Source organism: Pseudomonas sp. GL_091 (genome assembly GCF_057837725.1).
In genome coordinates, this window is the sequence record NZ_CM174451.1 from 859,990 (window position 1) to 872,282 (window position 12,293).

9 protein-coding genes are annotated in these 12,293 nt (G+C 54.9%); 4 read left to right on the top strand and 5 right to left on the bottom strand.

Going from position 1 to position 12,293, the window contains the following annotated elements; all coding sequences use genetic code 11:
- Positions 1–160: 160 nt before the first annotated feature.
- A complete protein-coding gene (locus tag AC3ITY_RS03860) occupies positions 161–2,485 on the bottom strand; it encodes a TonB-dependent receptor (RefSeq protein ID WP_489307704.1) in 2,325 nt (774 codons plus the stop codon).
- 207 nt (positions 2,486–2,692) lie between these two features.
- On the opposite strand from AC3ITY_RS03860, the gene AC3ITY_RS03865 reads away from it, so the two are divergent.
- The 4 genes from AC3ITY_RS03865 (at position 2,693) to AC3ITY_RS03880 (ending at position 7,886) form a co-directional block, all read left to right on the top strand.
- Complete coding sequence (locus AC3ITY_RS03865) at positions 2,693–3,373, top strand: Fe2+-dependent dioxygenase (protein WP_489307705.1); 681 nt, start codon at positions 2,693–2,695, stop codon at positions 3,371–3,373.
- A 3-nt stretch (positions 3,374–3,376) separates the two neighbouring features.
- Complete coding sequence (locus AC3ITY_RS03870) at positions 3,377–4,120, top strand: tetratricopeptide repeat protein (RefSeq protein ID WP_489307706.1); 744 nt, start codon at positions 3,377–3,379, stop codon at positions 4,118–4,120.
- A gap of 477 nt (positions 4,121–4,597) precedes the next feature.
- A complete protein-coding gene (locus AC3ITY_RS03875; RefSeq protein ID WP_489307707.1) occupies positions 4,598–6,883 on the top strand; it encodes an alpha-xenorhabdolysin family binary toxin subunit A in 2,286 nt (761 codons plus the stop codon).
- Between the two features lie 103 nt (positions 6,884–6,986).
- The gene (locus tag AC3ITY_RS03880; protein ID WP_489307709.1) at positions 6,987–7,886 is read left to right on the top strand and encodes a hypothetical protein; all 900 of its coding nucleotides are present in this window, start codon (positions 6,987–6,989) and stop codon (positions 7,884–7,886) included.
- 76 nt (positions 7,887–7,962) lie between these two features.
- Here the strand turns inward: AC3ITY_RS03880 and AC3ITY_RS03885 are convergent, their stop codons facing one another.
- The 4 genes from AC3ITY_RS03885 to AC3ITY_RS03900 form a co-directional block, all read right to left on the bottom strand.
- The gene (locus tag AC3ITY_RS03885) at positions 7,963–9,126 is read right to left on the bottom strand and encodes a type III PLP-dependent enzyme (protein WP_150727471.1); all 1,164 of its coding nucleotides are present in this window, start codon (positions 9,124–9,126) and stop codon (positions 7,963–7,965) included.
- 746 nt (positions 9,127–9,872) lie between these two features.
- Positions 9,873–10,250 (bottom strand): hypothetical protein, encoded by a 378-nt coding sequence (locus AC3ITY_RS03890; protein WP_489307711.1) that lies wholly within the window; start codon positions 10,248–10,250, stop codon positions 9,873–9,875.
- 225 nt (positions 10,251–10,475) lie between these two features.
- Positions 10,476–11,633: an osmoprotectant ABC transporter ATP-binding protein OsmV gene (locus AC3ITY_RS03895; protein ID WP_489307713.1), complete on the bottom strand. Its 1,158-nt coding sequence runs from the start codon at positions 11,631–11,633 to the stop codon at positions 10,476–10,478.
- On the bottom strand, positions 11,630–12,283 hold the full coding sequence (locus AC3ITY_RS03900; RefSeq protein WP_489307714.1) for an ABC transporter permease: 654 nt from the start codon (positions 12,281–12,283) through the stop codon (positions 11,630–11,632). Before AC3ITY_RS03900 ends, AC3ITY_RS03895 begins: the two co-directional genes overlap by 4 nt.
- Between the last annotated feature and the right edge of the window lie 10 nt (positions 12,284–12,293).

Below are 12,293 nucleotides of genomic sequence, written 5' to 3' on the forward strand. Positions count from 1 at the left end.
GGCCCCGTTCATGTGGATGAACGGGGCCCGACCCACTGCCAATATCTGTAGGAGCCAACTTGCTGGCGATGGTCGTCAACGATAGCGCGGTAAACCTGATTCACCGCGTCGTTCTCGAGTCTCTCGCGAGCAATCGAGCGTCGACCGGCTGCTCCTACAGTTAGAAGTGGAAGTTGGTGCTCAGCAATGCGGTACGACCGGCCGCCTGGTTGGCGAAGTGAGTCGAGAACGCCTTGTCGTAGTAGGTTTCGTCGGTCAGGTTCTGCACGTTCAGTTGCAGGTCGACGTTTTTGCTCAGCTTGTAGGCTGCCATTGCGTCGTAACGAACGTAGGAATCAACCATGGTGGTGTTGGCTACGTTGCCGAACACGTCATCGACATAGAACGCACCGCCACCGATGGTCAGCTTCGGCGTGACCTGATAGGTCGTCCACAGGCTGGCACTGTTTTTCGGCGTGTTAGGCAGTTCGTTGCCGTTGTTGGCTTTGTTTGCCGGCAGGTCACCACCATCGATTTGCTCGCTGTCCATGTAGGCGTAGCCGGCGAAGACTTGCCATTTGTCGGTGAGCTTGCCGCTGGCCGACAGTTCGATACCTTGAACGCGGGTTTTGCCGACGTTTTCGAACGTGGTGGTATTGGTCTGCACACGAGCGTTGTCTTTCTCGGTGCGGAAGATATCGGCAGTCAGGGACAGACGATCGTTCAGCAGGTCCCACTTGGTGCCGATTTCGTAGTTCTTGGTGGTTTCCGGTTCCATGTCGCTTTTCAGCAGGTTGCCGTTGCGATCCGGCGTGCCGCCCAGAGGGTTGCCTTCCGAACCTTCACCCAGGGTGTTGCCCGGTGGCGTGGCGGACGTCGCGTAGGACGCATAGATGCTGCCGTTCTCGGCTGGTTTGTACACTACACCGAACTGACCGGTAACGAATTCGCTGGTGTCATCGCCCTTGGACGTAGTCACGCTGGAACCGTTGAAGGTTTTGTATTCGGTGTCGAAGTGGTCGTAGCGCAAACCCATGTTCACCAGCCACTGCTCGGACAACGTCAGGGTGTCGAACACATACAGCGCGTAGGTGTTGGCCTTGGTGTCGGTGCCCGCATAGTTGCGCGAGATGGCGCCGTTCCACGGATCATTCTGGTTCGGGTTGGACAGCGAGGTGCAGTTGTAACCGCTTGGCGCGCCGATCAGGGCCGGCGAGCAGTTGGTGGTCACCGCGGCTGTTCCCGGGGTGGTGTCCGTGTTGACGTTGTACGAGGATTTTTCACTTTCCTCGTGGGTGTATTCGACACCGGTGGAGAAGCTGTTCTTGAACCCGGCGATGTAGACATCACCAAACAGGTCGGTCTGGTTGGTGGTGGTCTCGGTGTTGCTCACGCGGGTGTTCGCGCGGCGCCAGACGCTACCGTTGTTGACGTTGCCTTTACTGTCGTCCGGCTGGGTCAGGATGTAATCCTGCATGCTGGTGCCGTGACGCAGGGTGTTCTTGATGGTCAGCGAGTCGCTCAGGTCATGCTCGATGGCGAAGGTCGCGGTGTCGGTGCGGGTCTTGCGGAAGTCGCGGTCGGTCAGGCCATAGAAATTGCTGCTGTCGCCGCCGTCATTGGGCTTGTCCGGGTTGGCCTTGGTACGTGCCGCCGAGCCTCCGGTCGGGATGCTGTACGGAATACCCGAGTCCGGCAGGTCGTTGCTTTCGAGATGGTAGTAGTCGAGGTTGACGCGGGTGTCGGTGCCCAGGCCGAAGGCCAGGGACGGTGCAACACCCCAACGGTCGTAGTTGACGCTGTCACGTCCGGCGACGTTGCTCTCGTGGCTCAGCAGGTTCAGACGGCCGGCGGCGGTTTCGGTGAACTGGTAGTTGCCGTCGAAGGTGTAGCGCTGGGTCTGGTCGGAGCCCCAGGTGAAACCACCGTCGAGAGAGTCGCCCAGGTGAGCTTTCTTGCTGACCAGGTTGATGCTGCCGCCCGCAGCGCCACGACCGCCAATGGCGGAGTTCGGGCCTTTGCTGACTTCGATCGATTCAACGGCGAAGATTTCACGGCTCTGGGAGCCGGTATCGCGCACGCCGTCCAGATAGGTGTCGCCCTGGGCGTCGAAGCCGCGGATGAACGGACGGTCGCCTTGTGGGTTACCGCCCTCACCGGCACCGAAAGTGATGCCCGGAACGGTGCGCAGCGCGTCCTGCAAGTTGAGTGAGCCGGTGTCTTTCAGGACCTGTTGCGGAACAACGGTTACCGAGCGCGGCGTGTCGATCAGCGGCGCGGTGTACTTGGGCGAGGAGGCTTTCTCTACGTTGTAGGTTGTCTCGTCCTGGGCTTCGCCGGTGATGGCGGTGGCGCCCAGCGAAATCACTTTGTCCGGTGCTTTTTCGTCGGTTTTTTCCGCCGCGAAAACCATGTGGCCCGCAGAGCCGGCAGTAATCGCCATGCCGATGGCGGATGCGAGCAGACGTGGTGAACTGACCGGTACTTGTGGTTGTTGACGCGACATTTGAATTCCCCTCCCCAAGGATTTGAGGCCGCGGAATATAGGGTAAATAGGTATTCGTAACAATTGCGAAATATTACTATTCGCACTGAATTTACAATCTTTACAATTTAACCTTACGGTTTCTGCTGACTCATTCGTCAGATGTGTTTTACACGGGCAATAAGAATCAATACCATTGACATCCCTTTGGTTTCAGGTGCCTTTGTCATGCTGCTGCACATTCCCGGTCTGTTTGAAAAAGACGAGGTGCAGCGCATTCGCGAGGCTCTGGAACAAGCCGATTGGGCTGATGGCAAGATCACCGCCGGCTACCAGTCGGCCAAGGCCAAGCACAATTTGCAGCTGCCTGAAGGGCACCCGCTGGCCAAGGAGATCGGCGCGGCGATGCTGGAGAGGCTGTGGAAAAACCCACAGTTCATGTCGGCTGCGCTACCACATAAAGTCTTTCCTCCGTTGCTGAACTGTTACACCGCTGGTGGCAGTTTCGACTTCCATATCGACAATGCGGTGCGTCAGCCCCAAGGCAGCATCGAGCGGGTGCGCACGGATTTGTCCGCCACGCTGTTCTTCAGCGAGCCCGAGGATTACGACGGCGGGGAGCTGGAAATCCAGGACACCTTCGGCACCCAACGGGTGAAGCTGCCTGCCGGGGACATGGTGCTGTATCCCGGCACCAGCCTGCACAAGGTCAACGCGGTGACGCGCGGAACACGACTCGCCTCGTTTTTCTGGACGCAAAGCCTGGTGCGCGAGGACAGCCAGCGGACGCTGCTGTTCGAGATGGACGGGGCAATCCAGCAACTGACCCGCGATGTGCCCGATCATCCATCGCTGATCCGCCTCACCGGCACGTATCACAACCTGTTGCGTCGCTGGGTCGAGGTCTAGGCGGTGAACTTTCGACTGCGTCGCGAAGAAGTCCTCAGCGGCGAGCAACTGCGCGCCATGCTTGCCGAAAGCCCCGCACGCGCGGCCCAGGCGATTCTGCTGGCAGCCAGGGCCGGCATCCTCGACGGCCAGGCATTGCTGGGGCAGATCCTGCTGCAAGGGCAGGGCATCGCCAAGGACGAGGCGCTCGCCTTGCGCTGGTTCCAGATCGCCGCCAACGGCGGGCACCTGATGGCGCACAACATGCTCGGTCGTTGCCATGAACACGGCTGGGGTTGTGTGTCCGATGCCACTGCCGCGGCACGGCATTACCGCCAGGCTGCCGGCGGTGGGCTGGACTGGGGCTTGTACAACTACGCCAACCTGCTCGCCACCGGACGCGGGGTGATAGAAGACCACACGCAGGCACTGGCGTGTTATCACCGTGCCGCGCACTTGGGCCATGCCAAGTCGATGAACCTGCTGGGCCGGTATTTGGAAGAAGGTCGGTACTGCCCGGCGGACCCAAAAGGTGCACTTGAGTGGTATCGGCGTTCGGCTGAAGGCGGGGACTTTCGCGGCCAGTTCAGTTATGGCGCCTGCTTGTTCGAGCAAGGGCAGTCGGACCAGGCGCTGGTCTGGTTGCACAGGGCATTGACAGGCGGCAATGCCAAGTTCTTGCGCAAAGCAGCCCAAACCTTGCGGCATGTCGGCTTGCTAGCGTTGGCCGAGGCCTACCTTGAGCAGGCACAGGTGTTGACCTCATAGGCGCACTGCACGTTTGCGTACAAAAAAACAGGCCGCTTTGGGTCATGCCGGTCAGTTAAGCGAAACCCATGCGCGAGCAAGCTTGTCGGATCGCCACACCGTCGCGATAGCGGCGGATCAGCCAACATTGATAGTGAATGTGCTGACCTCTTCGCGAGCAAGCTCGCACCCACCGATTTAGCGCCTTAACTGACCGGCGTTAGCCGCTTTGGGTTTAATTAGGATACGGCTGTCGTTGTTTTATTTAATCTTCGTTATATATGAATTCTGGCCGTGTCGCGTGGTTCAAGGGTGGGCGGCGGATCGAATTATGGATTTTTAAAGTGCTTGTAAGTTGGTGTTGTTATTATCTTCTAATGGTTGTTTTTTGACGGGATTATGTCAGTTGATTTATATTAAAAATCTCGTGAGTTAGTGGTTTGCATTGTCGCAGCACTGAACTGCGAGCTGGATAATATTAATTAAATGGATTGAATTATGAGTAATGAAGCGCTATGGGATGACATGTTAGGAGGTGCGGATTATGAGAAAGTATCGGACCTTGCGGTAGACGTTCCAAAAGTCCTGGCTGACGTATCAACCGGTCAGGGAGAAGGTGTGATCCGGGGGCCAGGGTTGCTGTTGACAAAGGAAGAGATTATTAGCCTAAAGCGATATGTCTCTATCGGTTTTTCATTCCCGACGAGTCTGCAAAACGTCAAGGATTTCCTGCGTTATGGTGCTGAAGACGATGGCGGTACAGGGTTGACGCCCAATGACTTTTTATCAACGTTCAAACTGATTCGTAATCACGCATCAACTTGGACTCCCTTGCGTGAGCGCATCATGTTGACGGGCACGGACCTTCAATACTTTGGTGCCTCCATGCGTATTTGGGGGCGAGAAATGGCACGTTTTTATGACAGCGATGAAGCGATACAGTTGATAAAAAAACACAGTATCAAAACCTATGAGGATTTAGAAAAGTTTGAGCGTGAGTGGAAAGGTGTATTTCCCGGTATAGCGTTGGAACAAGAGACAGTGGTCGGCTTGGCTGACTACTTGAAAGATATTCGCGATGAAATAAATGCTTATCAACTCAGCGTCAACAAAATAAAGCTGGACCTGGATGAGTTTGGTAATGCCTTGGAAAAGACGATCATCCCGGAAATAAAGAGACGTTTGGAGTTTATCAGTACCAATAAATACCCTCACGAAGTTGCCTTGCTAGATAAGAAAATATCAGAGCGCGCGGAGGTTATTGAAAAACTAAATAATGAATACAAGGCACTGGTAGAAAAATCGCTGGCCTCTGCGGCAACGCTCAATATTATCGGTTTGGGCATGGCTATTTACTTGGGAGTGGAGGCCGAAAACGTTCGGGCAGAAAGGAATAGGCAGAATAAAGCGCAGGAGGCGGATATCAACAACCTCTATAGTAAAAATATTACGCTGGGATCTTTGAAGCGAGTGGAGCAGGACTTACAGAACTGTAAGGTGGCCTCGCTCAATGCGGAAGTGGCGACTAACAATCTGCGCCATGTCTGGAATGTGATTGATCACTATGTCAGCCAGTCTGTTGAGGAAATGGAAAAGATTAATGATGGGTTAAAGCTTTATAAGTTTATGACAACATTTGCTCGGGTCGTTGAGTCGTGGGTAAAGGTAGAAATCGATGCGGGTGAATTGGTGCGAATCTTTGCTGAGGCAGATAAAGAATATCAATCTCAAGGAGTGGGTAGCGTGGCGAAAATTTCGGCGTTTCGAAGTGGTGAGTCGGTAGAGGGTCAAGGCTACGCAACGCTGGATATTTCGCTGTTGTCCAACGCAAAAAAACAGATGCGCATTGATTTCTCCAGGGCGACAGTACTGTCCGAGCTGTATCAGTATTTACCTGAAGTCAATGCCAGGTTTGAGCGGTTGGTTGACAATGTGTTCGACAGTTCTCGGGTATTACAAGTATCGGCAGTCGGGAGCAAACAGCGACTTGAGAGTATTCGCAATCAGTTGGCGCAGGTAAAAAAAGAACTGGCACGAGAAATCAATGGTGCGGGCGATGAAGAAACCATTGAGGAAATAGTCGCCGACGGTACGCAACTGTTGCGTGATGTGCAGGAGTCCGTTGCGCAGGAACTGTCCTCCCTATCCAGGAGTTATGGCCGCATTGATTATGTTTTTGATCGCCGGGTGACCACTGATATTCATGCGAAGTTGGCGGTCGATATTAAAGCTGCACAGGCAGTCAAGTCAACGTTGGATGGGCAACTAGAAAAAGCTCTTAAGGATCAGACGCTGATCCAGGAAGCCATTCAAATCATCGAGAAGGCGGGTATCGAAGAGATTGGCAAGGAAGTCAGTTTGACCATTGATAAAGTCAATGATATGCGCCTTGCCCCCGTCGAAGCCCAGTTGGTGTTGTTGGCCATCGAGCAACTGAAAAAAGCAGTGGAAGGGGTCGTTAAGAATATTTCGTTTTTATTCATGTTGGACCGAAGCAGAGAGTTGCGAGAGATGGTTGCCGCCCTGCGTTCGAAAATTGTCGAGCAGGAGGAAAGTGTTCGTGTAGCAGGTAAAAAACAAGAGTTCATCGACGTTGTTCACGGTCTTGATGAGCAGCACTTGTTGATCAAACCAGAATATAAAAAGGTAATTGAGGCGGTCTCCCTGTTCATGTCGAAGGTGGCGAGTGTTGGAGGTTACAGCGAGGCTGAGGCTGATAAGATCCTGATTGAAATCGAGGCGTTTATTGCCTACCTACTACCGATTTCACGCCCTAATTTGTGAGTCATAAGGGGCGCATGATTTTTTTGATTCAAAAAAGGATGCCAGGCGGTGCATAGAGGCTGCTGGCATCCTGCGTTCACTTCGTTGTAGAGGCGTACACCGTATGCAGAATTATTTGTTGGATGAGGATGGTTTTGACTCTCTCAAGAGCTATATCGGCTTCCTGGGCAGTCTTTCGCTGGCGTTGGAAGAGATAACGAAATACACGGAGCTCATTGCGCGCTCAGGACACAAGATGCTACTTCCTCCTGACGCACTGCTGCTGGTAAAAGCCGGGGAGGCTAATAACCTTGCCTGGCAGGCGATAAAAACTTCTGTCCCTATGCTGGGTAATGCCTGTCGCCACTCTATAGCTGATGCTCGCTCGTTTATTGATGAGTTTCGCGTATTGACCCAGGGCGAACAGAGGTTGCAATTAAAGATCGCCGATATTGATCCTATGAAGTTCACCCTGGCGAAGTCGCCAGGGTGGGGCGCGGGTATGCCTAGGGATGTGGGTGATCTAATGTTTGAAGTCGGGCGGCGGCTGGCGCAATCTGAAACGGTCATCCAGGCCTTTGAACAGGCCGTGATTTCAATTGGCACAACGCTGCACAATATTTTTGTGCGGTTCATTGAGTCGTTGTCTATCCACCTGTGCAGTTGCCATGAGCCGATCACCAAGATCGAGTCCTACTATGCGGTTGGAAAAATCGACTTGCCCGGCATGGAACATGACCCCAATCGGTATTATTCCCAAGAAGAAAGGAAACAGAATGCGCGCCAGTACCTGGCCCGATTGAACAACATACGGACGAATGCGGCCAGTGCGGTGGATAACCTCACCGACTTTTGTTATCGGCTCCAGTACCTGTTGGCGCTATCCCAGAGCAAGTTGACAAGCAACCATCCTCGGTCCACATGGGCGCGATCCAATGCGCTACTGACAATGGCCGAAGGTCCGCTTCTGGAGGTCAGCGACATGTCCGATCAACTGTTGGTGATGTCACGCAAGCTCGTTTAAGGAGCACCTGTGCGATTAGCCAGCATAAAAAAACCCGTGAGCAGTCACGGGTTTTATCTGGCTTCAAGCGCAATGCTTAAACGTAGAACGACTTCAGCGGCGGGAAACCATTGAACTCAACAGCGCTGTAACTGGTGGTGTACGCACCGGTCGAGAGCCAGTACAGGCGATCACCGATGGCCAGGTTCAGCGGCAGGCCGTACTTGTAGTTTTCGTACATGATGTCGGCGCTGTCGCAGGTCGGGCCGGCGATGACCACTTCTTCCATTTCGCCTTTCTTCTCGGTCCAGATCGGGAACTTGATGGCTTCGTCCATGGTTTCGATCAGGCCGGAGAACTTGCCCACATCCGTGTACACCCAGCGCTCTACCGCAGTACGGGATTTGCGCGCGACCAGCACCACTTCGCTGACCAGGATGCCGGCGTTGGCGATCAACGAGCGGCCTGGCTCCAGGATGATTTCCGGCAAGTCATCACCGAAGTCTTCCTTCAGGAAGCGAATGATTTCCTCGGCGTAGGTTTCCAGGCTGTTGGTACGGGTGATGTAGTTGGCCGGGAAGCCGCCGCCCATGTTGATCAGCTTCAGGTGAATGCCGTCCTCTTCCTTCAGGCGTTCGAAGATCACTTTGACCTTGGCGATCGCCGCGTCCCAGACGCTGATGTCGCGCTGCTGCGAGCCGACGTGGAAGGAGATGCCGTAAGGCACCAGGCCCAGGTCGCGAGCGAGGATCAGCAGGTCCATGGCCATGTCGGTCTGGCAGCCGAACTTGCGCGACAGTGGCCAGTCGGCAGTGGTCGAGCCTTCGGTCAGGATACGTACGTAGACTTTCGAACCCGGTGCGGCCTTGGCGATGTTGCGCAGGTCGGCTTCGGAGTCGGTGGCAAACAGGCGCACGCCCTTCTCGTAGAAGTAGCGGATGTCCTTGGACTTCTTGATGGTGTTGCCGTAGCTGATCTGGTCGGCGCTGACGCCGCGATCCAGCACTTTGTCCAGCTCATAGATCGAGGCGATGTCGAAGCTCGAGCCTTTCTCCTTGAGCAGGTCGATGATCTCGACAGCCGGGTTGGCCTTGACCGCGTAATAGACCTTGGCGAATTCGAAACCGGCGCGCAGGTCGTCATAGGCCTGGCTGATCATCGCGGTGTCGATCACCACGAACGGGGTTTCCTGTTTGTCGGCGAATGCCTTCATTTTCTGAAAGGTTTCACGCGCGAAATAGTCTTCGACCTGGATCGACATGCTGGGAACTCCTACTGGCAAACTAAAATTATCAATGGGTGCAAATGAACGTCCTCCGTATCCCCACTTTGGTTCGCCTACTTCCCAAGGCATGTCGCCGAAAGCAAAAAGGCCATGGGAGCGCTGCGCCCTTGGCCTTGCTGTCTCGTCGTCAGTACTTGAGCCGGATGGATCGTTTCCAGCATGGACGTTCGGCGCGAACTTTAGGGCGTGAGGGGCTTGAGATCAACAAAAAATGTCGCGTTTTTGCACTCTTCTGACGCGCGTTACGGGCATTGCTCTTTGTAACCGACACAGATGACAGTCGGATGTTCCCGAAGAATTTTGAAGTGTTAAACATATCTGCACGTTCGACGCTTTTGTGTGCCAAGTCGCCGATAACTACGATGGCGTCAAAATCGGCGACGTTGGCTGCCAGAAGGTGAGCTGAGAGGGGATTTGGCTATTTAAGAAGGTATTTCTGGATAGCTTTTGCAGGCGCTACTGTTGATATTTTTTTCCGGCCTGTGAGTCTCTGAAAAAACGCACAGAACCTGTGGGAGCGAGCTTGCTCGCGATAGCGTAATGTCAGTCAACGACGTTGTTGGCTGTGAAAATGCCATCGCGAGCAAGCTCGCTCCCACAGGTTTTGCATTTTTACCGAGCCATATGAGCTGTCAGGCGACTACGGCTGCTGCGCTCCCGAACAAGAGCAAGGTCGATCAGAGTGACACTAATCGACCGCGAAATACGGGAACGGTCGCCGATCAGTAGACGTTAAGCCTAAGGCTTACGCTCTTGCGAATGGCTGGGTACTGCTGCGTGGTAACGGTAAATTGAATAATGGTGTTTTGTTGCACATTGTTTAACGTGAATGTCCCGTTCATGTTTCCAGGACCTCGATTGATAGTGGCGCCAGCTGTAGTTGTCGTCCACGCGGAGGTAACGCCTGGAATTTCCCTGCCGTCTTTATCGACGAGTTTTGCCGCGATCACCAGTTTGAAGTTTCCCCCTTTTTTGACAAGTTGCGGGTCTGCTAGGCCTCCTATGACGATTTGTGTGGGTGGACCAGCCATGACCTTTGGCTCCACGGAGTTGGCCTCGGGTGTCGGTGTGGCAGGTGATGTCGAATTGTTGGTTTTCATGGGTGACCTCTATAACCAGGTAAGTTTATTTGTGAGAGCGTGTAGCTGTGCTCCCGATTGAGTAGAACTTTTTCCAGGCAATAGCGGACCAATCACTTTTGATAGTCTTTAATGTTCGTTTGTTAACGATTGCGAATTTACATAGCACCAGCACTTGACCCTATCTCCGTTTTTCCTCTTGAGGTGGTGATGGGCCAAGCGAAATGGACTATGGAAGATAATCTATCAAGTGAGTGCTACTTCAGCCGGTGAAACAATACTGGTCTTGGCGCCGCGGGAGCGGCCTGAGCTCAGGTAAGCCGCAATCGACTCCTGAGTGACCTCGCCAAGGAACACCCGCTCGGCATCCATCACCGGCAGCCACGCCCGATTGAACTCGTACATGCGCGACAGCAGGATGCGCAAATGTTCGTCGTACGCCGCCGTGGCGTTGAACTCGCATTGGTACTGCGCACAGGTGCCGGTCTGACGGTGCAGGTCGCGACGTCGCACGTAACCCAGGGCTTTGTTCTCGGCACAAGTGACCACCACATAGCGTCGGTCATGCTCGTCCATCAACTCCAGCGCTTCGGCCACCGGGGTTTGCGGGCTGACGGAGGGTGCGTTGTCCGCCGCGTCTTCGGCTTTTACAAGCAGCAGGCGCTTGAGTGTGCTGTCCTGGCCGACGAAGTTACTGACAAACTCATCCGCCGGGTGCGCGAGCAGAGTGTCCGGGTGATCGATCTGTAGCAGTTTGCCGGCACGGAAGATGGCGATCTTGTCGCCGAGCTTGATCGCCTCGTCGATGTCATGGCTGACCATGATCACGGTCTTGTTCAGCGCCCGCTGCATTTCGAAGAATTCGTTCTGGATCATCTCGCGGTTGATCGGGTCGACCGCACCGAAGGGTTCGTCCATCAGCAACAGTGGCGCATCGGCGGCCAGTGCGCGAATTACGCCAATCCGCTGTTGTTGGCCACCGGACAGCTCCCGCGGATAACGATGCAGGTATTGCTTGGGTTCAAGCTTGATCATGCTCATCAACTCGCGGGCGCGGTCGTGGCATTTCTGCTTGTCCCAGCCGAGCAGTTTCGGCACCACCACGATGTTCTCCTCGATGGTCATGTTTGGGAACAGACCAATCTGCTGGATCACGTAGCCGATGTTGCGACGCAGGGTCACTTCGTCGAGGCCGGTGGTGTCTTCGCCATTGATCAGGATCTTGCCCGAGGTCGGTTTGATCAGGCGGTTGATCATTTTCAGCGTGGTGCTTTTGCCGCAACCCGATGGCCCGAGGAACACGCAGATTTCGCCTTCATTGACGGTCAGGCTTACCGAGTCCACGGCTTTCACATCTTTGCCGTTGCTTTGGAAGGTCTTGCTGAGGTTTTGAAGTTCGATCATTTCAGGAGTCCTTTTGGAGTCAGCGAGCGTTGCAGCACTTGCAGGATCAGGTCGGCGATGATCGCCAGCACACTGACCAGTACGGCACCGACGATCAGCATCGACATGTCGCTGCGGCTGATGGAGGCGAGGATGAGCACGCCGAGGCCGCCGGCGCCGATGGTGGCGGCGATGGTCATGACGCCGATGTTCATCACTACGGCGGTGCGCACGCCGGCGAGGATCACCGGCACGGCGATGGGTAGTTCGACCATGCGCAGGCGCTGGCCGAAAGTCATGCCGATGCCGCGGGCGGCTTCGCGTATGCCCGGTTCGACGCTGGTCAGGGCCAGGTAGGTGTTACGCATGATCGGCAGCAGCGAGTACAGGAAAACCGCGGTAATCGCCGGCATCGGCCCCAGGCCCTGGCCGAACTTGGAATAGAACGGCAGCAGCAGGCCGAACAGGGCAATCGATGGCACGGTCAGCAGCACCGTGGCGCTGGCTTGCAATGGCCCGGCGAGGCTGGGGAAGCGTGTCATCAGGATGCCCAGCGGCACACCAACCAGAATCGCCAGGGTCACGGCGATGCCAACCAGCGTGATGTGTTGCCAGGTCAAATGAAGCACTTGTGCCCAGTCGAGATGGGAAAAGGCGTTGAGAAAATCCATAACGTCTGCT